Consider the following 25,463-nt stretch of genomic DNA (forward strand, 5'->3'; position numbering starts at 1 on the left):
GTTCGACGTCCGCGAGGGCGAGGCGCCGCCGTTCCACATGCACACCCGCGAGGACGAGATCTTCATGCTGATCGAGGGCACCGCCCTGCTGTGGGACGAGGACGGGGACGCGCGCCCGCGGGCATACTGGCGCTTCCGGGGGTGGTGCCGATGGACGGGCCGGGCAAGCGCCGGATCCTCATGCCGCGGGTCATCGAGGAGGCCGAGCGCGCCGAGCCGCCCGGCGCGCCGGAACCGGGCCTCGTCCCGGTCCGCGACCCCGGCGACGTCGCCGATCCCGGCACCGCCGACCGGCAGGCCCCGGAGGGCGACGAGATCGGCGGCGCCGCGCAGGCCGCCCCGCCCGGCGTCGCGCACTCCAGCGCCGTCATGGCGGTCGGCACGGTCTTCGCGCGGCTGACCGGCTTCCTGCGCACCGCCGTGATCGGCGCCGCGCTCGGCACCGCCCTGCTCGGCGACGCCTACCAGGCCGCCGAGATGATCCCGTACACCGTGTACGAGTTGCTGCTCGGCGGGCTGCTCGCCAGCGTCTTCATCCCGTTCCTGGTGAAGCGCCGGATGCGGGACGCCGACGGGGGAGCGGCGACCGAGCAGCGGCTGCTCACCGTCGTCCTGCTCGCCCTCGCCGTCCTGACCGCCCTCGCCGTGCTGGGCGCCGGCCGGCTGATCGACCTCTACGCCGGCTCCTACGCCGGGCGGCAGCGCGAGGTCGCGGTGCTGCTCACCCGGCTGCTGCTGGTCCAGATCTTCTTCATCGGCGTGAGCGGCCTCGCCAGCACGCTGCTGAACGTCCGGCAGCGGTTCGGCGCGCCGATGTGGGCGCCCGTCGTGAACAACGTCATCACGATGGGCGCCGGGCTGCTGTTCCTCTGGATCGCCGGGCGCGGGCAGACCACCGAGACCGTCACCGACGGGCAGCTCACCCTCCTCGGCCTCGGCTCGGCGACCGGGACCGTCGTGCAGAGCGCCGTCCTCGCCTGGATGCTGCGCTCGGCCGGGTTCCGCTGGCGCCCCCGCCTCGGCCTGCGCGGCTCCGGCCTCGGGGAGGCCGCCCGCACCGCGACGTGGATGCTGCTCTACATCGTCGTCGCGCAGATCGGGGTCCTGGTGACCGCGAACGTCGCGACGCGCGCGGGCGACCGCGCCGGCGCCGCCGGGAGCGGCCTGGCCGCCTACAAGTTCGCCCTCGTCGTCTTCCAGCTCCCGTACGCGATCATCGCGGTCTCGGTCATCACGGCGCTGCTCCCGCGGATGAGCGCCCATGTGGCGGACGGGCGGCGCGACCTCGTCCGCGACGACTTCTCCCGCGGCCTGCGGCTGGCCAGCGCCCTGCTCGTCCCGCTGTGGCTCGGGATGCTGGTGTTCGCGATCCCCGGCTCCGTCACGTTCTTCGCCTACGGAAGCCTCACGGTGGACGGGGCCCGCCGCATCGGCGTCATCCTCATGGTGTTCGCCGTGATGGTGCTGCCGTTCACCCTGCACCAGCTGCTCATGCGGGTCTTCTACGCCCTCGGCGACACCCGGACGCCCGGCCTGATCGCCGTCCCCGCCGGGATCGCCCAGGCGGCCACCGCGTTCGCGCTGCTGTGGACGGTCCCGGCGCGGCAGGTCGTGATCGGGCTGCCGGCCGCCTACGGGCTGTTCTACGCGCTCGGCGCCGCGGGCGCCGCGCTCGTCCTGCGCCGGCGGCTCGGCGGCATGGACGGCCGCCGCATCCTCCGCGCGCTCACCCGCCTGCACCTGGCCGCCCTGCCCGCCCTGGCGTTCGCGGCGGCCGCCGTGTGGGCGTTCGGCCGGCTGCCCGGCGACCGCGTTCCCAGCCTGCTGGCGCTCCTGGTCGGCGGCCTCGGCGGCGGGACGCTCTACCTCCTCACGGCCCGCCGGATGCGCGTCCCGGAGATCGGCTACTTCACCGCGATGGCCCGGACGCGGCTGCGCCGTTCCTGACCGGGCGAAGGGGTCGATTCGCGTGGGGATGTCATACGCTTCGAGGTATGGACGAGGTTTCGGCCCGCACGCCGCCCCCGGCGGGCCCCGAGCCGCGCGGGCGCGGCCGGAGCGGCCTGCGGCGGTTCCTGCGGCGGATGACCGCCGGCAACGCCGAGCTCGAGGCCGAGGAGCTGCAGAAGACCACCGGCCACGAGGGCGCGACGCCGATCACCGACTGCGCCGCGCGCAAGCGGCACTGCGTGGCGGGTACGCTGCGTACCGTGACCCTGCGCCCGCGCGGCGGCGCGCCCGCGCTGGAGGCCGAGCTCTACGACGGCACCGACGTGATCAGCCTGGTCTGGCTCGGCCGGCGCAAGATCGCCGGCATCGACCCGGGCCGCCGGCTGCGCGCCGAGGGGCTGGTCAGCGTGCAGGACGGGCGCAAGGTCATGTTCAATCCCCGGTACGAGCTGCGCGGTGGCTCGTCGTGAACAGCGTGAACGAGGTGCGGGCGTGAGCGAGACGGCAGCGGAGACCGGGCGGGAGACCGCCGCGCACGACACCGTCGAGTCGGCCGTCCGCGCCCAGCTCACCAAGGCGCTCGGCGGCGTCCGCGGGATGCTGGAGGCCGCCGTCCCGACGATCGCGTTCACCGGCACCTACGTCGCGGCCGAGAACATCAAGCTCGCCGTCGGGGCCGGGATCGGCGCGGCGGTGGTGCTGCTGATCGTCCGGATCGCGCAGCGCTCCAGCCCGCAGTTCGTGCTGAACAGCCTGGTCGGCATCGCGGTCGCCGCGTTCTTCGCGCTGCGCTCGGGCAAGGCCGAGGACGCCTTCCTGCCGGGCATCATCCTCAACGCGGGCTACGCCGCGGCGATGATCTTCTCGATCGTGGTGCGCTGGCCGGTCGTCGGCTTCATCATCGGCTCGGTCACCGGCGACCCGACCGCCTGGCGGCGCGACCCCGGCATCGTGAAGCTGTGCTCGCGGCTGACCTGGCTGCTGGTGCTGCCGTGCGCGGCCCGCGTCGCCGTCCAGTACCCGATCTACCTGGCCGACGGCGACCAGAGCGGCCTGCTCGGCACCGCCAAGATCGTGATGGGCTGGCCGCTGCAGGTCGCCGCGCTGGCGGCGATGGTGTGGCTGCTCGCCCGGGGGCGCACCCCGATCGAGCGCGAAGAACCCGCCTGACCGGTCCGGCCGGGCGGGTCCCGTCGCGGCGTCAGCGTCCGCCGAGCAGCGCCGCCAGTTCGTCCTCGACGTCCTGGGTGGCGACGAACATCAGCTCGTCGCCCGGTTCGAGGGTGTCGTCGGCCGAGGGGACCAGCACCCGCCCCTCCCGCAGGATCGCCACGAGCGCGGTGTCGCGCGGCCACTCCACCGACCCGACCCGCTGCCCGCCGAGCGGCGCGTCGTCGGGCAGCGTCAGCTCCACCAGGTTCGCCTCGCCCTGCCGGAACGTCATCAGCCGGACGAGGTCGCCGACGCTGACGGCCTCCTCCACCAGCGCCGACAGCAGCCGCGGCGTGGACACGGCGACGTCCACGCCCCACGACTCGTTGAACAGCCACTCGTTGTTCGGATGGTTGATCCGCGCCACGACGCGCGGCACCCCGTACTCGGTCTTGGCCAGCAGCGACACGACCAGGTTGACCTTGTCGTCGCCGGACGAGGCGACCACGACCTGGCAGCGCTCCAGCGCCGCGTCGTCCAGCGCGGAGATCTCGCAGGCGTCGGCGAGCAGCCATTCGGCCCGCGGCACCATCTCGACCTTGATGGCCTTCGGGTTCTTGTCGATCAGGAGCACCTCGTGGCCGTTCTCCAGCAGCTCCTGGGCGATGGAGCGGCCCACCGCGCCGGCCCCGGCGATCGCGACCCGCATCAGGCGTCCTCCCCGTTCCGTGCCGCGACGGCGGCGTTGATGCGCTCCAGGTCCTCGGCGCTCGCCATCACGTGCACGATGTCGCCGTCCTGGACCACCGTGTCCCGGTCGGGGACGAGGGCCTCGCCCATCCGCGACACGAACGCCACCCGGGTCCGCGCGTGCTCCTCCAGCTCGCCGATCTTCTCGCCGACCCACAGGTGCCCGGAGTCCAGCTCGGCGAGGACGACCGCGCCGGTCGGGTCGCGCCACAGCGGCTCGGCGCCCTCGGGCAGCAGCCGGCGCAGGATCTGGTCGGCCGTCCACCGGACGGTCGCGACCGTCGGGATGCCGAGGCGCTGGTAGACCTCCGCGCGGCGCGGGTCGTAGATCCGGGCCACCACGTTGTCGACGCCGAAGGTCTCGCGCGCCACCCGCGCGGAGATGATGTTGGAGTTGTCGCCGCTGCTGACGGCCACGAACGCCGCCGCCCGCTCGATGCCGGCCTCGGCTATCACATCGCGGTCGAACCCGAACCCGGTGATGCGGCGGCCCCGGAATCCGCTGCGCAGCCGGCGGAACGCCTCCGGGCTCTGGTCGATGATGGCCACCGAGTGGCCCTTGTCCTCCAGGATGTGGGCGAGCGTCGAGCCGACCCGCCCGCATCCCATGATCACGATATGCACGGCCGTTCCCCGTTGTCCGTCAATGCTGCCTGCCGGGCTGCAAACCTACACATCCCCCCAGGCGAGCACTACCCAACCAGCTCCCCGCCCGGGCCCGCGGGACGCCGTCGGCCCCGCGGGCTAGGCTCTCTACCCGTGTCAAAGGTTCCGGACCTCACGAAGAGGCTCCTCCTCGGCCGCGCGCTGAGCAGTTCGCAGCAGCACGAGCAACTGCTGAAGAAGCGCATCGCGCTGCCGATCTTCGCCAGCGACGCGCTGTCCTCGGTGGCCTACGCCCCGCAGGAGATCCTGCTCGCGCTCGGGGCGGGCGGCCTGGTGATGTACCGCTACACGCCTTGGATCGCCGCGGCCGTGGTGGTGATCCTGCTCACCGTCGTCGCGTCCTACCGGCAGAACGTCCGGGCCTACCAGAGCGGCGGCGGCGACTTCGAGGTCGCCACCACCAACCTCGGCGGCAACTGGGGCGTCGTCGTCGCGAGCGCGCTGCTGGTCGACTACGTCATGACCGTCGCGGTGTCGGTGTCGTCCGGCGTGGAGAACCTCGGCGCGCTGCTGAAGTTCATGCAGCCGCACGAGGTCGCCGTCGCGATCGGCATCGTGGTGCTGCTGACCCTCGGCAACCTGCGCGGCCTGAAGGAGGCGGGCGTCGCCTTCGCGATCCCGACCTACCTGTTCATGTTCGCGGTCCTCAGCATGCTGCTGTGGGGCACGATCCGGCTGTTCACGGGCGCCGACCTGGAGGCCGAGACCGCGCACTACGAGGTCCGCGGCGACGAGATGGACCTCGCCGGGTTCGCCCTGGTCTTCCTGCTGCTGCGGGCGTTCTCCTCCGGCTGCGCCGCGCTGACCGGCGTCGAGGCGATCAGCAACGGCGTGCCCGCCTTCCGCAAGCCGAAGGGCGAGAACGCCGCCAAGACCCTGCTCGCGCTCGGCGTCGTCGCGATGACGATGTTCGGCGGCGTGACCGCGTTCGCCTACATCACCGACGCCAAGTTCGCCGAGCCCGACCAGGGCAGCCACCTGATCGACCCGGCCACCGGCAAGGCCGTCACCGACGCCGACCCGGTGATCGCGCAGGTCGCGCACACCGTGTTCAGCAACTTCAGCCTCGGTTTCGCGCTCGTCACCGCGATGACCGCGCTGATCCTGTTCCTCGCCGCGAACACCGCGTTCAACGGGTTCCCGGTGCTCGGGTCGGTGCTCGCGCAGAACCGCTACCTGCCGCGCCAGCTGCACACCCGCGGCGACCGGCTCGCCTACAGCAACGGCATCATCATCCTCGCCACCATGGCGGGGCTGCTGATCTACGCCTACGACGCCTCCGTCAGCCGGCTGATCCCGCTCTACACCGTCGGCGTGTTCGTGTCGTTCACGGTCAGCCAGATCGGCATGGTCCGGCACTGGAACCGGCTGCTCGCCACCGAGCAGGACCCGGCGCAGCGCCGCCGGATGAAGTCCTCCCGCGGCATCAACGCGTTCGGCGCCACCCTCACCGGCATCGTCCTCGTCGTCGTGCTGATCACCAAGTTCGCGCTCGGCGCCTACATCGTGTGCATCGCGATGCCGCTGCTGTTCCTGCTGATGAAGGCGATCCGGCGGCACTACGACCGGGTCGCGGCGGAGCTGGTGCCCTCCGGCGAGGACGTCACGCTGCCCGCCCGCAACCACGGCATCGTGCTCGTCTCCAAGATCCACAAGCCGACGCTGCGGGCGCTCGCCTACGCCCGCGCCACCCGCCCGTCCACGCTGGAGGCGGTGACCGTCGCGGTGGACGCCGAGGAGTCCCGGCGGCTCCAGGAGGAGTGGGACGCCCTCGACATCCCCGTCCCGCTGAAGATCCTCGACTCGCCGTACCGGGAGATCACCCGGCCCGTCCTCGCCTACGTCAAGAGCGTCCGCCGCCGCAGCCCCCGCGACGTCGTGACCGTGTTCATCCCCGAGTACGTCGTCGGCCACTGGTGGGAGCAGCTGCTGCACAACCAGAGCGCGCTGCGGCTGAAGGGGCGGCTGCTGTTCCAGCCGGGCGTCATGGTGACCAGCGTCGCCTGGCAGCTCCAGTCGTCGGACCGGCTCAAGGGACGGGTCGAGCCGCCCGGCCCCGGCTCGTCCCGGCGCCCGCCGCGGACCGGGGCACGCCCCGGTGCCGGTAATGTTTCGGATCGTGACTGAACTCGAACCCGACGTCCTCGAACTGGAGGTCGGCAACGTCGCCAACGGCGGCTTCTGCGTCGCCCGGCACGAGGGCCGCGTGGTCTTCGTCCGGCACGCCCTGCCCGGCGAACGGGTGAGAGCCCGCGTCACCGACCGGACGAAGAACTTCCTGCGCGCCGACGCCGTCGAGATCATCGAGGCGTCCCCGGACCGCGTCCAGCCGCCGTGCCCGTTCGCCGGGCCGGGCCGCTGCGGCGGCTGCGACTGGCAGCACGCCTCGCTGCCCGCCCAGCGGGCGCTCAAGGCGGCCGTGGTGCAGGAGCAGCTCCAGCGCCTCGCGGGCATCACCCGCCCGGTGACGGTCGAGGAGGTCCCCTACCCGGTCGACTCCGACGTGGCGCCCCCGCCCGGCCTGGGCTGGCGCACCCGCGTGCAGTTCTCCGTCGACTCCGGCACCGTGGGCCTGCGCAGGCACCGCTCGCACGACATCGAGCCCATCGACGAATGCCTGATCGCCCACCCGGGCGTGGAGCTCATGGGCATCGAGCGCAAGCGCTGGCCGGGGGCCACGGGCGTCGAGGGCATCGTCTCCGCCACCACCGGCGACCGCCTCGTCGTGCTGCGCGGCCGCGACCGCCGCAAGATCCGGGTGCCCCGGCTGGACGTGCCGGTCCGCCTGGTGCGCGGCAAGCCCGAGCCGGGCTCCGCGCTCCCGTACATCCGCGAGGAGGTCTCCGGGCGGCTGTACCAGGTCAGCGGCAGCGGCTTCTGGCAGGTGCACCCGGGCGCCGCGCAGCTGCTCGCCGACGCCGTCGTGGACGCCCTCGAACCGAAGCCCGGCGACATCGCCCTCGACCTGTACTGCGGCGTCGGCCTGTTCGCCGGCGTCCTCGCCGACCGCATCGGCCCGGACGGCCTCGCCGTCGGCATCGAGTCGGACGGGCAGGCCGTCCGCGACGCCCGGCACAACCTGCGCGACCTGCCGAACGTGTCGATCGAGCGCGGCCCGGTCGAGGAGGTCCTCGCCGACCTGGAGTTCGGCCGCGCGTCCAGCGGGTCCCGCACCCAGAACAAGCGCGGCGGCGGCCACCACCGGGGCGAGCGCGTCCGCCGCGCCGACGTGGTCGTCCTCGACCCGCCGCGCACCGGCGCGGGCCGCGACGTCGTCGAGCACATCACCCGGCTCGCCGACCGCAAGATCGCCTACGTGTCGTGCGACCCGGCGACGCTGGCCCGCGACCTGGCCTACTTCAGCGAGCGCGGCTGGACCCTGGAGACCTTCCGCGCCTTCGACGCCTTTCCCATGACTCAGCATGTCGAGTGCCTCGCGACCCTGGTCCGCGGCTGAACAACCGGTTGCGGTCCCGGCATACCGTGGACGAATGATCGAGATCAGGGACGTACCCGAGAGCGAGGCCGACCGCATGGTCGACCTCGCCGGGACGGCCTTCCACGTCCGCATCGACGACTACGAACGGGACTCCTGGAAACCGCGCCGCTCCGAACGCGCCGGGGCCTACGACGGCGGCGTCCTGGCCGGCCAGCTCGCGGCGCTCCCGATGCGCCTCGCCGTGCCGGGCGCGTTCCTCGACTGCTCGGCGATCACCTTCGTCGCCGTACTGCCGACCCACCGCCGGCAGGGGATCCTCACGTCCCTGATGGACCGCATGCACGCCGACGCGATCGCCGCCCGCCGCCCCGTCGCCGCCCTGTGGGCGTCCCAGGGCGCCATCTACGGCCGCTACGGCTTCGGCCTCGCCACCCGCGCGATCGGGCTGGAGGTCGACACGTCCCGTCCGCTGGCCCTGCGCACCGTCCCGGACGACCGGCCGCTGCGGCTGGTCGACGCCGCGTCCGCACCCGGACTGCTCGACCCGATCCACCGGCGCGGGCTCGCCGCCCGGCCCGGCGGCCTCGTCCGCGACCCCGAATGGTGGTCGCGCGCCGTCCTGCGCTCCGTCGACGTCGAGGCCGCCGGGTTCACCGAGCCGCGCGTCGTCGTCCATCCCGCCGGCTACGCCGTCTACCGCGCCCACGGGAACGGGACGATCAGGCTCGTCGACCTCGCGGCCGACACGCCCCGGGCCGAGGCCGCCCTCTGGCAGTTCCTGGCGTCGATCGACCTGACGTCCCGGATCCACGCGCCCAGCCGCCCCGTGGACGACCTGCTCCCGCACATGGTCGCCGACCCCGACCGGGTCGCCGTGAAGGAGGACTACGGCGCGCTGTGGCTCCGGCTGATCGACGTCCCCGCCGCGCTCCGCGCCCGGTCCTGGGCCACCGAGGACACCTTCGTCCTGGAGATCGAGGACGCCCGCATCCCCGCGAACGCGGGCCGCTGGCGCCTCACGACGGGACCGGACCCCGCGTGCGACCCGACGGCCGACCCCCCGGATCTCGCGCTCTCCGCCGCGGATCTGGCCGCCGTCTACCTGGGCGGCGTCAGCCCGGCCACCCTCGCGCGGATCGGGGCGGTCACCGAGTACACGCCCGGCGGCGCCGGCCGCCTGAGCGCGTCCATGGCCGTCCCGCTGGCCCCCTACATCAACGACGACTTCTGACGGCCCGGCGCCCGGTCAGCGCCAGAAGAGGAGCTTCGCGTCGGCGTCGGTGACGGTCGCCGGGCCGGTGCCGTGCTGGACGAGCTGGAAGCGGACGCGGTGCCCGGACGTGACGCTGTCGGCGGGCAGGCCGTAGACCAGGTTGGTCGTGTCGCCGGACGAGGGGAAGTCCTGGACGGGGCCGACCGAGTAGCGGCTGGTGTCCTTGATCTCGACCTCGATGGCGCGGGCCTGGATGAGGGTGCCGGCGGGGACGCCCCGCACGGTCGCCGACACCGTCAGGCTGTAGCGGGCGTGGCCGGCGAGCAGGCTCGGGTAGCTGCCCGGGTCGCCGTGCTGGTCGGTGGAGTCGGAGTACTCGTGGTCCCAGCTGATGGTCGTCCACTTGCCGGGGGCCAGCTGCTGGTCGGCGTCGGCGCCGAGGGACACGTAGTCGGGCATGTCGTCCTCTCCCGCGGGCGAGACGCCGATGCGCCACTGCCCGTAGTCGCTCTCCACGGCGCGGTCGTAGTCGACGCCGACGCCGTTGATGGTGTGGTCGTTGGAGTACTGCTGGAGTTGCGCGCGGGCGTCCCACCGGCCGCCGGACCACGCGTACGTCTGCCAGCCGTAGGCGATCTTCCCGGCGTCGAACGCGCGCTTGATGGGCGCGTAGCCGGCGTAGAGGCCGACGCGGTCGCGGCCGATGACGCTCGCGGCGCCGTCCAGGTAGGCGTTGATCTCGTCCTGCTGGGAGGCGGCGGCGTCCCAGTCGGCGGCGAAGTAGATGGGGCGGCCGTCCGGCATGCCGCAGGCCCGCGCCTGGGCGGCGGCGTCGCGCGCGTCGGTCGCGCCGGCGGACCGTCCGGCCAGCGGCCGCTTCGCGGTGGACTCCCAGACGACCACCACCCAGATGCCCGCGTCGGACAGGTCGTCGGCCTCCGACCGGGTCAGGTTCTTGCCGGTCGTGTCGTGCGACAGGTAGCGGCACGCGAACTTCGCCCCGGCCCGCTTCAGCGCGGTGGCGCCGGGGCGCCCCCACGCGTAGTCGACGCCGAAGACAGCCATGTCAGCTCCATGGGTCGGGGATCGGGTTTTGGCCCGATTCAACAGCTTTCACCGCGGCGTCGCAGCGGATTCGACATGTTCGCAGGCCGGGCACCGTCCGTGACGACACGCCGCCGAGGCGCTAGGCGGCCGGTCCGCGGCTCGCTAGAACGGACGTGTCCGTAACAAATCCGCAGGCCACGGGGGGTCTCATGAGGGTCCGGACACTGACGGGACGAAGTCTGGTGCTGCTGGCCGCCGCACCGTTGCTGGGGGCCGTGCCGTTCCTCGGCGCGGTGCCGGCGCACGCCGGCGGCCCCGGCCCGACGGCGCACAAGGGGGACAAGGGGAGCACCTCCAAACCGGCACCCCGCCCCAGAACACACACCAAGCCGAAGGCGCACACGAAGCCCAAGGCGCACGCCAAGCCGAAGGCGCACATCAAACCCAAGGGGCACACGAAGCCCAAGGCGCATGCGGTCGTGCTTCGTTTGAAGAGCCCGGAGCGGGCCGTTGTCCCTGGACGCACCTATGCGTGGACGTTCACGTTGACCGCCAAGGGGCCGGGGAAGCCCGGCAAGGCGGTGTTCAGGACGACGCTGCCGAAGTCGCTGGTGTTCGTGTCCGGTGAGAAGCACTGCACGCCGGCCGGGCGGAAGGTGGTGTGCCGTCTCGGCACGCTCAGGAAGGGGGAGAAGGTCACCGGGGAGATCAGGGCGAAGGTGTCCCGGCGCGCCGAGCCCGGCGAGACGATCAGTCCGCGCGGGACGGTGACGTGGGGCAGGGCGCACGCCACCCGCGCATTCCCGGCGGTGCGCGTCGCGCGGGCCGCCGCCCTCGCGCTGTCGAAGCGCTGACCTGGTGGCGCGACCGGGTCCCGGCGGGTACCAGGATGGAGCCATGCGTCTTCGGATCTTCACTGAGCCCCAGCAGGGGGCGAGCTACGACACACAGCTGGCGGTCGCCAAGGCGACCGAGGACCTCGGCTTCGACGCGTTCTTCCGCTCGGACCACTTCGTCAAGATGGGCGACGTGACCGGTGAGCCGGGCCCGACCGACTCCTGGATCACGCTGGGCGCGCTGGCCAGGGAGACGAGCCGGATCAGGCTCGGCACGCTGGTCACGGCGGCGACGTTCCGGTACCCGGGGCCGCTCGCCATCGCGGTCGCGCAGGTCGACCAGATGAGCGGCGGACGGGTCGACCTCGGCCTCGGGACGGGCTGGTTCGACCAGGAGCACACCGCCTACGGCATCCCGTTCCCGAGCCTGCGGGAGCGCTTCGAGCGGCTGGAGGAGCAGCTGCAGATCCTCGGCGGGCTGTGGGGGACGCCCGCCGGCGAGACCTACTCCTTCAGCGGCGACCACTACACGCTGGCCGAGTCGCCCGCGCTGCCCAAGCCCGCCCAGGCCGGCGGCCCGCCGATCATCATCGGCGGGTTCGGGGCGAAGCGGACACCGCGGCTCGCGGCCCGCTACGCCGACGAGTACAACGTCCCGTTCCACCAGGTGACCGAGACCGGCGAGGCGTTCGGCCGGGTCCGCGCGGCCTGCGCCGAGGCGGGCCGGACCAGGCCGCTCGTCTACTCCGCCGCCCAGGTCGTCTGCTGCGGCCGGGACGAGGCCGAGCTGAAGCGCCGCGCCGACGCGATCGGGCGGGAGGTGTCCGCGCTGCGCGAGGACGGCCTGGCCGGGACGCCGAGCGAGCTGGTCGACAAGATCGGCAAGTTCGCCGAGCTGGGCGCCGAGCGCCTCTACCTGCAGGTGCTCGACATGCACGACCTCGACCACCTGGAGCTGCTGGCCGCGGAGGTCATGAGCAAGGTCTGACAACGCCGGAAGGCCCGTGGCCGGGGGAGCGTCCCCCGGCCACGGGCCTTTCCGTTCCGGTCAGGCGGTCTCCTCTTCCGGGCGTGCGTGCATCGGCAGCAGGAACGTCGCGAGGAACGACAGGCCGAGCAGTCCGACCTCGACCCACAGCGTGATCTTCATGGCGTCGCTGAAGCCGGTCTTGGCCGAGTGCTCGCCGGCCTGCGCGACCGCCTGCTGGACGGCGGGCGCCGACTGCGGCGCGGCGGTGATGGCGGCCTCGACGTCGTCCTGCAGGCGGTGGCAGGACGCGGGGACGGCGACCGCGTCCTTGGCGGTGGCGCGGTCGTGGCCGCAGTCGCGCAGGCCGTCCACGACGCGGTCCTGCTGCGCGGCGGGGACGGACGCGGCGGCCAGGTCGCGGCGCAGCGCGGACGCGCCGTCGTCGGCGGCGGCCGCGACGTGCCCGCCGAGCAGCCCGAAGAAGATCGTGCCGAGGACGGCGGCGCCGAGCGCGCTGCCGAGCTGCTGGACGGCGGTGAGAGTGCCGCCCGCCGACCCGGTCTCCTCCGGCTCGACCCCGGCGAGGACGGTGTCGAAGAACGGGCCCATCAGCAGGCCCATGCCGAGGCCGGTCACGGTCAGGGCCGGGATGAGCTGCCAGGGCGTGACGTCGATCCCGGCGTACTGGAGCGTGCCGAACAGCCCGACGATGCCGGCCGCCATGATGAGGGCGCCCGCGTGGATCACCTTGCGGCCGAACTGCTGCACCGCCTGCATGATGCCGAACCCGATGATGATGCCGACCGACCACGGGATCTGCGCGAGGCCCGCCTTCAGCGGGGAGTAGCCGAGCCCGAGCTGGAAGAACAGCGCCAGCACCAGGCCGAGGCCCGCGACGCCGGAGAAGAACACCAGGCCGAGGACCAGGCCGCCGGTGAAGCCGCGCTTGCGGAACAGGCTCGGCACGATCAGCGGGTCGCCGCCGGACTTCTGCTTGCGGGTCTCGTACCAGGAGAAGACGCCCCAGACGGCGAGCGAGGCGGCCATCATCGCGAACGTCCACGCGGGCCAGTCGTGCTCGCGGCCCTGGACGAGCGGGTAGATCAGCAGGCCGGCGCCGAGCGAGGCCAGCGCGGCGCCGGTGAGGTCGAGGCGGGTCGCGTGCTCGGCGCGTCCGGCGGGCAGGAACTTCAGCCCGGCCAGCACGGCGGCGGCGCCGATCGGCAGGTTGATCAGGAAGATCATCCGCCAGCCGGTGCCGAAGAAGTCGGCGTCGATCAGCCAGCCGGCCAGCACCGGGCCGCCGACCGATGACAGGCCCATCACCGGTCCGAACAGGGCGAACGCCTTGCCCATCTCGGTGGCGTCGAACATCTGCTTGATCATCCCGATGCCCTGCGGCAGCATCAGCGCGCCGAACAGGCCCTGCATGGCGCGGGCGCCGATCAGCATGCCGGGGGAGACCGCGACGCCGCACAGCAGCGAGCCGAGCGTGAACCCGGCCGCGCCGACGAGGAACATCTGGCGGCGGCCGTAGAGGTCGCCGAGGCGGCCGCCGGTGATGAGGCCGACGGCCATGGCGAGGGTGTAGCCGGCGGCGAGCCACTGGATGGTGGCGGCCGATCCGCCCAGCTCGGCCCGGATCGTGGGTGCGGCGATATTGGTGATCAGCGCGTCCAGCATGTCCATGATCTCGCCGGCGAGGATCACGAAGAGGGCGACCCAGCGCCAGCGGTAGCCCGCGTCCGCGGTGCCCCTCCCGGGGGAGGTCAGTGTCTCGGTCATGAGTGGTCTCCGAATCTCCGAACGATGTTCGTAAGCACGAACGCTGTTTTAGATCCGAACGGCGTTCGTGTCAAGTACGATGTTCGTGTTCCATCGGTCTTCTCTCGCTAGTAGAGAAGATATATCGCGTTTCGCGATAGTCAAGATGTATCGCGAGATTGGGAGGTTCCGACGTGGCCACCGCACGCCCGGACAGGCCGGCGGCCGGGCCGCCGGCACGCGAGCTGCCGACGCCGCCCGGCCGCAGGCCCCGCAGGGCCGCGCCGCCGAGGCGGCCGCTCACCCGGGAGGCCATCGTCGAGACGGCGATCCGCGTCCTGGACGCCGAGGGCCTGGAGGCGGTCACCATGCGCCGCGTCGCCCAGGAGCTGGGCACCGGCCCCGCGTCCCTCTACGCGCACGTCTCGGGCAAGGAGGAGCTGCGCGAGCTGATGCTCGACCGGGTCGCCGCCGAGATCGGCCTTCCCGAGCCCGACCCGGCGCGCTGGCAGGAGCAGCTGAAGGAGCTGGCGCGCGAGGTCCGCCGCGTCTACACCTCGCACCGCGACATCGCCATGGTGTCGATGGGCCTCATCCCGACCGGCCCCCACCTGCTGGACGTCGCCGAGGCGCAGCTCGCGCTCATGCGGGCCGGCGGCGTCCCCAAGAGGATCGCCGGTATGGCCGTCGACACGCTCGGCATGTTCCTCGACGCCGACGCGATCGAGGGGACGGTCTACTACGCGAAGGCTCCCGCCGGCGAGGACCCGCACGCGTTCTTCGAGGAGTACTTCGGGCAGTTCAAGGAGTACTTCTCGGCCTTGCCGAAGGACCGGTACCCGGTCCTCACCGAGATGGTCGAGGAGCTCACCGACGCGGATGACGACGGGCGGTTCGAGTTCGGGCTCGACCTCATCGTCCGGGGCATCGCCTCCTACGTCGAGGACGAGTGACGTCCCGGTTAGGCGAAGGCCTCCTCGAAGGCGACCTGCCTCGGAGAGCCGATGGCGGTGTCCCACACCGCGAAGACGACGTGCTCGAAGCGTCCGGCGAACTCGCCGCCCGGCCGCAGCGGCCCGGCGAACGCCTCCGCGACCTCGGCGGGGTCGTTGCGGAACACGCCGCAGCCCCAGGCGCCGAGGACGACCCTGCCGTGCCCGTTGGCCAGCGCCACGGCGAGGACCTTGCGAGCGCGCAGCCCCAGCACGGCGGGGATCTGCTCGGCCTGGGCGGGGTCCCGGATCGCGCCGCGGTTCGGGGCCGGGGACGTCAGGAACGCGACGCCGTACGGGTCGTCCAGCAGCCGCCCGGCGTCGTCGCGGAACACCGGCACGCCGGGCGAGTAGATCATGTGGTCGCTGTAGAGGAGGTCGCGCTGGGCCCGGTGGAAGTCGTAGAACTCCCGGGCCGACAGCAGCGACGTGTAGAGGCCGGACGAGCGCGCGAGCCCCTCCTCCTGGGCGTGCGCCCCGTTCAGGAACCCGCCGCCCGGGTTCTTCGCGGACGCGAAGTTGAGCGCGAGCGGGACCGTGCCGCCGCCGCACAGCCTGCGGGCGGCGGCGAGCGTCGTCTCGCCGGTCACCTCGATGCGGCTCTCGGCGCGGGGTCCGGCGGGCGGCCGCTTCAGGAGGGCGTCCAGGTCGTCCGGCCGGTAGAGGACGGTTCCCTCGACCGCGCGGGCGAGGTCGCCGGCGATCGAGACGGTGCGGCCGGAGGGCGCCGTGTAGTCGCCGCGTTCGAGGACGGCCACGGTCTCCTGCGCGGTCGCCCGGCGGGGATGTCTGCTCATGTCGCGCCGCATTCTGCCGGAAAAATGAATATGGATCATCCGGTTATGTCCGCCACACTTGGCGCGTGCTCCTGACGATCACCACGACCCTGGACCAGGCGACCGACCTGGGATTCCTCCTGCACAAGCATCCGGACCGGGTGCAGCGGTTCGAGCAGTCCTTCGGCACGGCGCACGTCTTCTACCCCGACGCCGGCGAGCGGCGCTGCACGGCGGCGCTGCTGCTGGACGTCGACCCGGTCAAGCTCGTGCGCACGCGCGGCAGGGGCACACCGGACTTCTCTCTCGGCCAGTACGTGAACGACCGCCCTTACGCGGCGTCGTCACTGCTCGCCTCCGCGATGGCGAACGTCTTCCGCACCGCCATGCGCGGGCGCTGTGATTCGCGTCCCGGACTCGCGGAGTTGCCGATTCCACTGGAGATCGTCCTGCCGGCCCTTCCGTGCAGGGGAGGGCCGGGGCAGGCCGAACGCTTCTTCGGGCCGCTCGGCTGGGACGTGTCGGCGGTGCCGGTCCCGCTCGATCCGGAGTTCGCCGAGTGGGGCGACTCCCGGTACGTGACGCTCACGCTGACCGGGACGCTGCGTCTCGCCGACGCGCTCAACCAGCTGTACGTGCTGCTGCCCGTCCTGGACGACGCGAAGCACTACTGGCTGGCGCCGGACGAGGTCGACAAGCTCATCCGGGCCGGCGCGGGATGGCTCGGCGCGCACCCCGACCGGGGCGCCATCACGCGCCGCTACCTGGCGAACCGGCGTGCGCTCGTCCGTACGGCGCTGGGCCGTCTCGCCGACGCAGAGGACGCGCCCGACGAGGAACTCGACCCCGTGCAGGTCGAGGAGGAGCCGGCCCCCGCGGAGGACGACGCCGCCGCCCAGGAGGAGAAGACCGTCTCGCTCGCCGAGCGGCGCCTCCAGTCGGTCGTGCAGGCGCTGCGCGACGAGAACGCCCGGCGCGTCATCGACCTCGGCTGCGGTTCGGGGAAACTGCTCGCGCGGCTGCTCAAGGACGACTTCTTCGGCGAGATCGCCGGAACGGACGTCTCGCACCGGGCGCTCGCCCACGCCTGGCGGCGGCTTCGCTGGAACGACCGGCCACGCCGCGAGAACGACCGCGTCCGGGACGTCTTCCAGGGCGCGCTGACCTACGCCGACGAACGGTTCGGCGGCTACGAGGCGGCCGTGCTGATGGAGGTCGTCGAGCACATCGACCCGCCGCGCCTCGGCGCGGTCGAACGGGTCGTGTTCGGGCACGCCGCGCCCCGCGTCGTCGTCGTGACCACCCCGAACGCCGAGCACAACGTCCGCTACGAAGGGCTCGCGCCGGGCGCGATGCGGCACTCCGACCACCGGTTCGAATGGACGCGGGCCGAGTTCCGCGCCTGGGCCGACCGGGTCGCCGCCGCGCACGGCTACCGCGTCCGCCACGTGCCCGTCGGCGACGACGACCCCGAGGTCGGCGCGCCCACCCAGATGGGAGTGTTCACCCGATGACCGAGATCAAGGTCCCGGAGACGGGGCTCGTCGTGCTGGTCGGCGTGACCGGGTCGGGCAAGTCCCACTTCGCGCGCAGGCACTTCACGCCGACGCAGGTGGTCTCGTCCGACTTCTGCCGCGGGATCGTGTCGGACGACGAGAACGACCAGTCCGCGTCCGGCGACGCGTTCGACCTGCTCCACTACATCGTGGCCACGCGGCTGCGGCGCGGCCTGCTGACCGTGGTGGACGCGACGAACGTGCAGAGCAAGGCGCGGGAGGCGCTGCTGCGGATCGCCAAGGAGCACGACGTCATGTCGGCGGCGATCGTCCTGGACGTCCCCGAGGGCCTCGCCGCCGAGCGGAACGCCTCCCGTCCCGACCGGAACCTGCCGCCGCACGTGATCCCGCGGCAGCGGCGCGAGCTGCGCCGCGGGATGCGGGACCTGGCCCGCACGTTCCGCCGCTGCCACGTGCTGACCGGCCCCGACGAGATCGACGCCGCGACGGTCGTGTTCGAGAAGGCGTGGAACGACAAGCGGGAGCTGACCGGCCCGTTCGACATCATCGGCGACGTGCACGGATGCCGCGCGGAGCTGGAGGACCTGCTCGCGGGCCTCGGGTACGAGATCGAGCGGGACGCGCAGGGGCGCGCGGCAGCGGCGAACCACCCCGGCGGGCGCACCGCCGTCCTCGTCGGCGACCTCGTCGACCGCGGGCCGGACTCGCCGGGCGTGCTGCGCCTGGTGATGGGCATGGTGGCCGCCGGCAGCGCGCTGTGCGTCTCGGGCAACCACGAGGCGAAACTCGTCCGGGCCCTGCGGGGACGCAAGGTACGGATGACGCACGGCCTTGAGGTGTCCATGGAGCAGTTCGCGGCCGTGGACGACGACTTCCGCGACGCCGCACTGGGATTCATGGACGGACTCATCAGCCACTACGTGCTGGACGGCGGCCGCCTCGTCGTGGCCCACGCCGGGCTCAAGGAGGAGTACCACGGGCGTGCGTCCGGACGGGTCCGCTCGTTCGCGCTCTATGGCGACACCACGGGCGAGACCGACGAGTACGGCCTTCCCGTCCGGTATCCGTGGGCTCGCGACTACCGGGGCACGGCCATGGTCGTGTACGGGCACACTCCGGTGCCCGAGGCGGAATGGGTCAACAACACCATCTGCCTGGACACCGGTGCCGTGTTCGGCGGGAAGCTGACCGCGCTCCGCTATCCGGAGCGTGAACTGGTGTCGGTCCCGGCCGGGCAGGTCTGGTACGAGCCGACGCGTCCGCTGGACAGCGCCCCTGCGGGAGGGCATCGGGAGAACGAGGTCCTCAACATCGGTGACGTGCTCGGCAACCACGGGGTCGAGACCCGCCTCATGGGCCGCGTCGCCGTCCGCGAGGAGAACGCGATGGCCGCGCTGGAGGTGATGAGCCGGTTCGCCGTGGACCCGCGCTGGCTCGTCTACCTGCCGCCCACCATGGCGCCCGCCGACACCTCGCCGCTGCCCGGATACCTGGAGCACCCGGCCGAGGCCCTCGCCGCCTACCGCGCCAAGGGGATCGTCCGGGTCGTGTGCGAGGAGAAGCACATGGGCTCGCGCGCCGTGGCCGTCGTCTGCCGCGACGCCGCGGTGGCGGCGGAGCGCTTCGGCGTGGACGACGGGACGGCCGGCGCCGTCTACACGCGCACCGGCCGCTCGTTCTTCCGCGACCCGTCCCGCACGGCCGAGGTCCTGGAGCGGCTCCGCGCCGCGATCGGCGCCGCGGGGCTGTGGGACGAGCTGGACACCGGATGGCTCGTCATCGACGGCGAGCTGCTGCCGTGGTCGGCCAAGGCCATGGAACTCATCCGCACGCAGTACGCGGCGACCGGCGCGGCGGCCCGCGCGGCCCTGCCGATGGCGTCCGGCGTCCTCGCGCGGGCGCAGGCGCGCGGGCTCGACGTCGGCGGCCTCCGCGGGCACATCGACCGGCGCGCCGCGAACGCGTCCCGGTTCCGGGACGCCTACGCGCGGTACTGCTGGACGGTCGACGGGCTGACCGGCCTGCGGTTCGCCCCATTCCAGATCCTTGCGGGAGAGGGCCGCTCCTGGGCGGACGCACGCGACCACGAATGGCACATGACCGTGGCGGAAAGGCTCGCGAAGAGTGACGCGAGCGGATTCGTCCAGCGGACCGGGTCGGTGACCGTCGACCTCGGGTCGCCGGAGTCGGAGTCCGCCGTGACCGAATGGTGGGAGAGGCTCACCGCGGCGGGCGGCGAGGGCATGGTCGTCAAGCCGCTCGGGCCGTTCCCCGAGGACGCGAAGATCCAGCCGGGCGTGAAGTGCCGCGGGCCGGAGTATCTGCGGATCATCTACGGCCCCGACTACACCGAGCCGGAGAACCTCGACCGGCTGCGCCGCCGCTCCCTCGGCCGGAAGCGGTCACTGGCGATGCGCGAGCACGCGCTCGGCGCCGAGGCGCTCGCCCGGCTCGCCGCCGGGGAGCCGCTGTGGCGCGTCCACCAGGCGGTCTTCGCCGTCCTGGCGCTGGAGTCCGAGCCCGTCGACCCGCGGCTGTGAGCCCGCGCCGCGCCGCGAACGCGTGCGGCCCGCCTCGTCAAGGGGCGGGCCGCATCGGGTCGGACCCGGTCGGATCAGGTCGAGAACAGCATGTTGAAGACGCTGCCGTGGTGCGGGCGGCGGTGCCCGCCGTGGTGATGGTGGTGCACCGCCGGGGACGGTGCTCCCCAGCCCGGCGCCGCCGCGGGCGGCGGCGCGGCCCGGTACTGCGCCTCCATCTGGGCCAGGGCCTCCAGCTCGCCGTAGTCGAGGAAGATCCCCCGGCAGCTGTCACATTGCTCGATGTGGACGCCGCTGCGGGTGTAGGTCCGCATCACGCCACGACACTTAGGGCAGTGCATCGCCTTGTCGTCCTTCCGGTATGGATCCCCAGGTAGAGGCTAAATGTAGGGCAGGTTTCGCGCTACGTCATGCCGCGGCCCCCGCCGCGGATATTCTCACGCAGGCGTCGATCATCGCCTGCTCCGGCCCGTCGAGTGCCCGTTCATCCCTCCCTGCGGATATGACGCACGTGGCGGCTATCTGGATCGCAAGACTTCGTGCGGGTATGTCCAGGCTCGTCCAAGGGTCGCCCTGGGCGGGAACGGCCGGACCTCCCGCCGCCGTGTAGGCGCCCAGGAACCGCTCCCAATCGTCCGGGGGCAGGACCCCCGCGGAGTAGAGCGCCGCAGGGCGGGCCAGATCCCAGGCGGGGTCGCCCCTGCCCATGTCCTCGATGTCGATGAGCCGCCAGTGCCCGTCCTGGGCGCAGACCATCTGGCCCAGGTGCCAGTCCCCGTGGATGAGGTGTTCGGTCCGTGCCGGAGGCTCGTCCTCCTCGCCGCGTATCCAGGCGGGAAGGGTGGAGAACGCGCGCCGCACGGCGTCCTCGGCGGGACCTTCGCCGAGCCGGGAGACGAGGCGCGCCACACGGGTCGGACGCCCCCAGGGCGGCGCCCCTCCCGGAACGCTCTTCAAGTGGAGAGCCGCCAGTAGCCGGGCCCCCTCCTCCCAGGGAAGCTCCCGGCCAGGGTCGACCGGGTCACCGAAGGGTGCGGTGGTGACCGTCCGGCCGTCCACAGTGAGCGGCGGGTCGTGCGGCGCCAGGACGAGTTCCGGAAGCGTGGCCGCCAGCCGTATCCGTGCGAGGAACGGGGAGCCGTGCTCACGGTCGGCCTGATGCGCCTTCACCACCACGTCACCGACCCGCACCACGAGCACGCCATGCCGGTCGTACAGTGTCTCCGGGGACGCGGCGGCCTCGGCCGAATCGCGCCCGATTTCAACGAGCCGGGCGAAAAGCCCGGAGTGGACGGTCTGCACCCGCTCAGTCAACCACTCTGCGCCGATCCCATCCTCCCGTCCGGCGACCCCGGCGACGCGTCCGGCGACCCTTGCGAGGACTCCGCGAACTCGTCCCTCAGCCGCTGCCGGACGACCTTGCCCAGCAGGTTCCTGGGCAGTTCCGTGCGGGGGTGGAACTCCGACGGGACCTTGTAGTGCGACAGGTAGCGCTCGCAATGCGTCCGCAATTCCCCGGCCGAGAAGAGGTAGGCGGGGTGCTCCACCACGTGCGCGATGATGCGCTCGCCGCGCCGGGTGTCCGGCACGCCGACCACGGCGCAGTCGTGGACGGCGGGGTGGCGGCGCAGCACCTTCTCCACCTCGGTCGGGAACACGGTGAAGCCGCTCACCTTCATCATGTCGCGCATGCGCTCCAGGATGGTGATGAAGCCGTCCTCGTCCATCACGGCGATGTCACCGGTGCGCAGCCATCCCTTCGACAGGGTCTGCGCGGTGGCGAGCGGCGCGTTCCAGTAGCCGGCGAACACCTGCGGACCGCGCACGACCAGCTCCCCGGCCTCCCCGGGCGGCAGCACCTTCGTCGGCTCGTCCTCGGCGACGACGACGGCGTCGGTCATCGGCAGCGGCAGGCCGACGGTCAGGTTCCGGGCGGTGCCGTCCAGCGGGTTGCCCGTGACGGCGGGGGACGCCTCCGTCAGGCCGTAGCAGTTGATCAGCCCTTTCGCGCCGAGCCGCTCCAGCCGGTCGATCGTGCCCTGCGTCAGCCCCATCGCACCCGAGATGAGCACGCGCAGTGACCGCAGGTCGGCGGGCTGGAACCCCGGGCCGTCGAGCACCTGATCGTACAGCGTCGGCACGCCGGGGAAGATCGTCGGCCGGTACCTGCGGATCGCGCGGAGCACCCGGTCGCCGTCATAGCGGGGGAGGAGCACCACCGCCCCCGCCGTCACCACCGGTGCCACGAGGCAGCTCATCAGCCCGAACGAGTGGAACAGCGGCAGGACCGCCAGCGTCACGTCCTCGCCCGGCCGGCCCCCGCCGACGTCCCACGCGTGCTGCTGGCAGGCGTTCGCCACGAGGTTGCGGTGGGTCAGCATCGCGCCCTTCGGGCGCCCCTCCGTCCCGCCCGTGTACTGGATCGCGGCCAGGTGCCGCGCCGGATCGACGGGCAGCTGCCGCACCGGCCCCCGCACGGGCCGCTGCAGCTCCCTGAACGGGACGACGCCCGGATCGTCCGGCACGTCCGCGGTGATGGCCGCGCGGCGCCGCTGCATCTGCACCAGCGGCAGCCGCAGCGCGATCCGCCGGGGCATCGGGAGGTAGTCGAGCAGGGACGTCACGACGATGTGGTCGAGCCGCAGCCGCGAGCGCACCGCCCGGACCGTCGCGAAGGAGCGATCCAGCACCACCGCGACCCGCGCGCCGCAGTCGGCGAGCTGGCGGAGCATCTCCTCCTCGGTGTAGAGCGGGTTGTGCTGGACGGCGATGGCGCCCCGGCGGAGCACCCCGTAGAACGCGATGACCTGCTGCGGGCAGTTCGGCAGGATCAGCGCGACCCGGTCGCCGGGCTGCACGCCGAGCCGGTGCAGCCCGTCGGCGAAGCGGTCCACGGCCTCGCGCAGGTCGCGGTAGTCGATCTGCCGGCCGAAGAAGAACAGGGCGGGCCTGCGCGGATAGGCGTCCGCGGCATCGTCGAGGAACCGAGTGACAGGGATGTCCGGGATGTCGAAATCGACGGGAACCCCGGGCTGATACCGCTGTCGCCAGGGCTTGGACCGCAGTGACGAGTGCCACATAGTGCCCGATTCAACCATTTCCCGGGCGGCGGCGCCGCCCCTTCAAGATCTCTAAGAGTGCGTGGAACCTTTCCGGCGGGCGCCTCCTCCCCACACATGAGAGCAGATTCCAACGGGGAGGCATCATGTCACGGCCCATGCCCGCAGTGGAGGGTGTCGAGCACACCTTCGTCCAGGCGCGCGGCGTCCGCTTCCACGTCGCCGCGGCAGCGCGCGACCCTCCGGAACGCCCGGCGCATGTGGCACACGGCCCTGTGGGAGTACCCGCTCCTCGGCGGCTCCGCGGCATTCGCGTGGCCGGTGCGGCGCTCAGGGGCCTGCGGGCCGCCACGCGCCTGGCGGGTCAGATGCGGCCGGTGCCGCGGCAGACGTTGCAGCGCTCGTGGGTGGCGGTGCTGGTCCCCGTCCCGTCGCAGCCGGGGCACGACCGCGTCGCCGGCTTGTTGTGCTTGCCCACGTCCACCACCTCCCCCGCATCCATCGTAAGGGTCCGGCCCGCCGGGCGCCGTCCCCGTACAGCAGTTCGGGTCCGGCCTGCTGGGCGGTTCATCCGGAGTGTCGTATTGATCACGTGTGTCGGGACCCGCGCCCGCCGGCGTCCGGCACTTGTACCCTGTCCTTCACGAGCGCCGACCTGCCGACGTGGCGCACCGAGCAAGGAGAACGCGCGGGTTGGTGCCCCTGCCGCTGTCCACCGTGATCCGGCCCTACGACTGGGGGTCGCCGACCGCGTTGCCGGAACTGCTCGGCGCCCAGCCGACCGGTCGGCCGCAGGCGGAGTTGTGGGCGGGCGCGCACCCCGCCGCCCCCTCGTCGGTGGACGGGACGCCGCTCAACGTCCTCATCGAACGCGACCCGGCCGGGATGCTCGGCGCGCCCTCGGTGGCCTGTTTCGGCCCGACGCTCCCTTACCTGCTCAAAGTGCTGGCCGTCGAGAAACCGCTGTCCCTCCAGGTGCACCCCACCACGGCGCAGGCCGAGGCGGGCTTCGCCGCCGAAGAGGCGCGCGGCATCCCGATCGACGACCGCACCCGCACCTACAAGGACCCCTTCCACAAACCGGAAATGGTCTGCGCGCTCACCGACTTCCACGGCCTCTGCGGTTTCCGCGACCCCGCGGAAACGGCGGCCCTCCTCGAAGGCCTCGCCGTTCCCGAACTCCGCCCCTGGATCACCGCGCTGCGCACCGACCCGGCTCCGGCCGCGCTCCGCACCGTCCTGACCCAGATGCTGGACGAGAGTTCCCGCCCCATCCTCGCGGCGGTCGAACCCGTCCTCACCGGCGTCTACGCCGACATCGCCCTGGCCCACCCAGGCGACCCCGGAATCCTCGCCGCGCTCCTGCTCAACCACGTCGAACTCAAGCCGGGTGAAGCCCTCTTCCTCGCCGCCGGAGTCCCGCATTCCTACCTGGGCGGGCTCGCGATCGAGGTCATGGCGAACTCCGACAACGTCCTGCGCTGCGGCCTCACCGGAAAGCACATGGACGTCCCCGAACTGATGCGCGTAGTGGAATTCGCCCCCTCCGCCCCCGCCCGGGTCGAACCGGCCGGCGACCGGTACAGCACCTCCGCCGAAGAATTCACCCTCATCCGCCACAACCTTGGGGACGACCCGGAGGAACTGCCCACCGGCCTCCCCCAGACCGTCCTCTGCCTGGAGGGCGAGGCCCGGCTCGGACCCCTGACCCTCGCCCGCGGCGAGGCCGCCTTCATCCCCGCCGGGGCCCCGGTCGCGACCCTCACCGGAAAGGGCGCGCTCTACCGCGTGCTCCCGGGGATCGGGTCATGACCGTCCTCGCTGTCGACATCGGCGGAACCAAGTTCGCCGTCGCCCGCGTCGACCCGTCGGGGACGCTCCTCGACCGCGCCGAGCACCCCGTCGGCCAGTCGCCCACCGCCACCCTCCGCGGCCTCGTCGCCGACTTCGCCGAACCTGGCATCACCGCCGTCGGGATCGGCTCGGCCGGCCCGATCGACGCGGCCGCCGGCACGGTCAGCCCCATCAACATCCCCCGCTGGCGCGGCTACCCGCTCGTCGCCGCCGTCCAGCGCCTCGTCCCCGGCGTCCCCGTCTCCCTCGCGGGCGACGCCCAGTGCATGGCCCTCGGCGAATGGTGGCGCGGCGGCCACCCCGGCTCGTCCCTGCTCGGCATCGTCGTGTCGACCGGCGTCGGCGGCGGCCTCATCCTCGACGGCCGCCCCTGGACGGGACGGACCGGCAACGCCGGCCACATCGGCCACGTCCTCGTCGACCACGACGGCGAACCCTGCGTCTGCGGCGCCCGCGGCTGCCTGGAGACGGTCGCCTGCGGCCCCAGCATGGTCCGCTGGGCGCTCGCCCAGGGCTGGACCCTCGCGACCGGCCGCCCCGACGCCAAGGCCCTCGCCGCCGCGGCCCGCGACGGCGCCCGCATCCCCCTCGCCGCCTTCCAGCGCGCCGCGACCGCGCTCGCCACCGCCGTCCTCGGCACCGCCGCCGTCCTGGACATCAGCGACGTCGTCATCGGCGGCGGTGTCGCCGCGGCCGGCGACCTCCTCCTCGACCCGCTCCGCAAGGCGATCGCCGAACGCGCGGGCATGCCCTACCTCCGCGACCTGCACGTCGCCGCCACCACCCTCGCCCGCGACGCCGGCCTCTACGGCGCCGCCGCCCTCGCCCTCCTGGCCTCCGACACCCCCCTCACCCGACCCCCCCGAACCCCACCCTCAACGCTTCCTTAACGCGGGCATAAGGGCGGTGCCGCGGGGGCGGTGGGGTGCGAGGTTCGT

The 25,463-nt window shown here is 72.8% G+C and carries 21 protein-coding genes; 13 read left to right on the plus strand and 8 right to left on the minus strand.

From position 1 onward, the window contains the following. The first annotated feature begins 150 nt into the window (after positions 1 to 150). Genes murJ through ABZ806_RS18745 form a run of 3 tightly spaced genes read left to right on the plus strand, consistent with a single transcriptional unit; the run spans position 151 to position 3,120 of the window. The gene (gene murJ, locus ABZ806_RS18735) at positions 151 to 1,947 is read left to right on the plus strand and encodes a murein biosynthesis integral membrane protein MurJ (protein WP_500218572.1); all 1,797 of its coding nucleotides are present in this window, start codon (positions 151 to 153) and stop codon (positions 1,945 to 1,947) included. A 47-nt stretch (positions 1,948 to 1,994) separates the two neighbouring features. Then, a complete protein-coding gene (locus ABZ806_RS18740; RefSeq protein WP_500218573.1) occupies positions 1,995 to 2,420 on the plus strand; it encodes an OB-fold nucleic acid binding domain-containing protein in 426 nt (141 codons plus the stop codon). A gap of 22 nt (positions 2,421 to 2,442) precedes the next feature. Continuing rightward, a complete protein-coding gene (locus tag ABZ806_RS18745; protein ID WP_500218574.1) occupies positions 2,443 to 3,120 on the plus strand; it encodes a DUF3159 domain-containing protein in 678 nt (225 codons plus the stop codon). 31 nt (positions 3,121 to 3,151) lie between these two features. On the opposite strand, the gene ABZ806_RS18750 is transcribed toward ABZ806_RS18745, so the two are convergent. Together ABZ806_RS18750 and ABZ806_RS18755 are read right to left on the minus strand one after the other, a co-directional pair. Continuing rightward, complete coding sequence (locus ABZ806_RS18750) at positions 3,152 to 3,811, minus strand: potassium channel family protein (RefSeq protein WP_500218575.1); 660 nt, start codon at positions 3,809 to 3,811, stop codon at positions 3,152 to 3,154. After that, the gene (locus ABZ806_RS18755; RefSeq protein ID WP_500218576.1) at positions 3,811 to 4,476 is read right to left on the minus strand and encodes a potassium channel family protein; all 666 of its coding nucleotides are present in this window, start codon (positions 4,474 to 4,476) and stop codon (positions 3,811 to 3,813) included. The genes ABZ806_RS18750 and ABZ806_RS18755 overlap by 1 nt, the downstream gene beginning before the upstream one ends. Before the next feature lie 135 nt (positions 4,477 to 4,611). Between ABZ806_RS18755 and ABZ806_RS18760 the strand changes: the two genes are divergently transcribed. From ABZ806_RS18760 to ABZ806_RS18770, 3 genes are read left to right on the plus strand one after another with little or no spacing between them, the layout of a single operon-like run. Then, positions 4,612 to 6,645: an APC family permease gene (locus tag ABZ806_RS18760; RefSeq protein ID WP_500218577.1), complete on the plus strand. Its 2,034-nt coding sequence runs from the start codon at positions 4,612 to 4,614 to the stop codon at positions 6,643 to 6,645. Then, positions 6,638 to 7,975, plus strand: coding sequence for a class I SAM-dependent RNA methyltransferase (locus tag ABZ806_RS18765; protein WP_500218578.1), 1,338 nt, complete (start codon positions 6,638 to 6,640; stop codon positions 7,973 to 7,975). Before ABZ806_RS18760 ends, ABZ806_RS18765 begins: the two co-directional genes overlap by 8 nt. Positions 7,976 to 8,009: 34 nt before the next feature. Further along, positions 8,010 to 9,188 carry a GNAT family N-acetyltransferase gene (locus ABZ806_RS18770; RefSeq protein ID WP_500218579.1) on the plus strand — a complete coding sequence of 393 codons (1,179 nt, stop codon included), beginning with the start codon at positions 8,010 to 8,012 and terminating at the stop codon, positions 9,186 to 9,188. Positions 9,189 to 9,203: 15 nt separating this feature from the next. On the opposite strand, the gene ABZ806_RS18775 is transcribed toward ABZ806_RS18770, so the two are convergent. After that, positions 9,204 to 10,235 (minus strand): glycoside hydrolase domain-containing protein, encoded by a 1,032-nt coding sequence (locus tag ABZ806_RS18775; protein WP_500218580.1) that lies wholly within the window; start codon positions 10,233 to 10,235, stop codon positions 9,204 to 9,206. A gap of 191 nt (positions 10,236 to 10,426) precedes the next feature. Here ABZ806_RS18775 and ABZ806_RS18780 point away from each other — a divergent pair, with 191 nt between their 5' ends. Together ABZ806_RS18780 and ABZ806_RS18785 are read left to right on the plus strand one after the other, a co-directional pair. Then, positions 10,427 to 11,071 (plus strand): hypothetical protein, encoded by a 645-nt coding sequence (locus ABZ806_RS18780; RefSeq protein ID WP_500218581.1) that lies wholly within the window; start codon positions 10,427 to 10,429, stop codon positions 11,069 to 11,071. A gap of 43 nt (positions 11,072 to 11,114) precedes the next feature. Beyond that, positions 11,115 to 12,041 (plus strand): LLM class F420-dependent oxidoreductase, encoded by a 927-nt coding sequence (locus ABZ806_RS18785; RefSeq protein ID WP_500218582.1) that lies wholly within the window; start codon positions 11,115 to 11,117, stop codon positions 12,039 to 12,041. Positions 12,042 to 12,101: 60 nt separating this feature from the next. Here the strand turns inward: ABZ806_RS18785 and ABZ806_RS18790 are convergent, their stop codons facing one another. Beyond that, positions 12,102 to 13,808 (minus strand): MFS transporter, encoded by a 1,707-nt coding sequence (locus tag ABZ806_RS18790; RefSeq protein WP_500218583.1) that lies wholly within the window; start codon positions 13,806 to 13,808, stop codon positions 12,102 to 12,104. A 173-nt stretch (positions 13,809 to 13,981) separates the two neighbouring features. On the opposite strand from ABZ806_RS18790, the gene ABZ806_RS18795 reads away from it, so the two are divergent. Continuing rightward, positions 13,982 to 14,740 (plus strand): TetR/AcrR family transcriptional regulator, encoded by a 759-nt coding sequence (locus ABZ806_RS18795; RefSeq protein ID WP_500218584.1) that lies wholly within the window; start codon positions 13,982 to 13,984, stop codon positions 14,738 to 14,740. Positions 14,741 to 14,748: 8 nt separating this feature from the next. On the opposite strand, the gene ABZ806_RS18800 is transcribed toward ABZ806_RS18795, so the two are convergent. Continuing rightward, positions 14,749 to 15,576: a TIGR02452 family protein gene (locus ABZ806_RS18800; RefSeq protein WP_500218585.1), complete on the minus strand. Its 828-nt coding sequence runs from the start codon at positions 15,574 to 15,576 to the stop codon at positions 14,749 to 14,751. A 65-nt stretch (positions 15,577 to 15,641) separates the two neighbouring features. On the opposite strand from ABZ806_RS18800, the gene ABZ806_RS18805 reads away from it, so the two are divergent. Together ABZ806_RS18805 and ABZ806_RS18810 are read left to right on the plus strand one after the other, a co-directional pair. Then, complete coding sequence (locus ABZ806_RS18805; RefSeq protein ID WP_500218586.1) at positions 15,642 to 17,069, plus strand: 3' terminal RNA ribose 2'-O-methyltransferase Hen1; 1,428 nt, start codon at positions 15,642 to 15,644, stop codon at positions 17,067 to 17,069. Continuing rightward, on the plus strand, positions 17,066 to 19,612 hold the full coding sequence (locus ABZ806_RS18810; protein WP_500218587.1) for a polynucleotide kinase-phosphatase: 2,547 nt from the start codon (positions 17,066 to 17,068) through the stop codon (positions 19,610 to 19,612). The genes ABZ806_RS18805 and ABZ806_RS18810 overlap by 4 nt, the downstream gene beginning before the upstream one ends. Positions 19,613 to 19,686: 74 nt before the next feature. On the opposite strand, the gene ABZ806_RS18815 is transcribed toward ABZ806_RS18810, so the two are convergent. The 3 genes from ABZ806_RS18815 to ABZ806_RS18825 form a co-directional block, all read right to left on the minus strand. Further along, positions 19,687 to 19,953, minus strand: a complete 267-nt coding sequence (locus tag ABZ806_RS18815) for a TFIIB-type zinc ribbon-containing protein (RefSeq protein ID WP_500218588.1) — start codon at positions 19,951 to 19,953, stop codon at positions 19,687 to 19,689. Positions 19,954 to 20,020: 67 nt separating this feature from the next. Then, the gene (locus ABZ806_RS18820) at positions 20,021 to 20,914 is read right to left on the minus strand and encodes a phosphotransferase family protein (RefSeq protein WP_500218589.1); all 894 of its coding nucleotides are present in this window, start codon (positions 20,912 to 20,914) and stop codon (positions 20,021 to 20,023) included. Between the two features lie 8 nt (positions 20,915 to 20,922). Next, positions 20,923 to 22,692: an AMP-binding protein gene (locus tag ABZ806_RS18825; protein ID WP_500218590.1), complete on the minus strand. Its 1,770-nt coding sequence runs from the start codon at positions 22,690 to 22,692 to the stop codon at positions 20,923 to 20,925. A 675-nt stretch (positions 22,693 to 23,367) separates the two neighbouring features. Here ABZ806_RS18825 and manA point away from each other — a divergent pair. Beyond that, positions 23,368 to 24,483, plus strand: a complete 1,116-nt coding sequence (gene manA / locus ABZ806_RS18830) for a mannose-6-phosphate isomerase, class I (RefSeq protein ID WP_500218656.1) — start codon at positions 23,368 to 23,370, stop codon at positions 24,481 to 24,483. Further along, positions 24,480 to 25,415, plus strand: coding sequence for an ROK family protein (locus tag ABZ806_RS18835; protein WP_500218591.1), 936 nt, complete (start codon positions 24,480 to 24,482; stop codon positions 25,413 to 25,415). The genes manA and ABZ806_RS18835 overlap by 4 nt, the downstream gene beginning before the upstream one ends. The last annotated feature ends 48 nt before the right edge of the window (positions 25,416 to 25,463 follow it).

The organism is Spirillospora sp. NPDC047418 (assembly GCF_040643275.1).
In the GTDB taxonomy this organism is placed as follows: Bacteria; Actinomycetota; Actinomycetes; order Streptosporangiales; family Streptosporangiaceae; genus Spirillospora.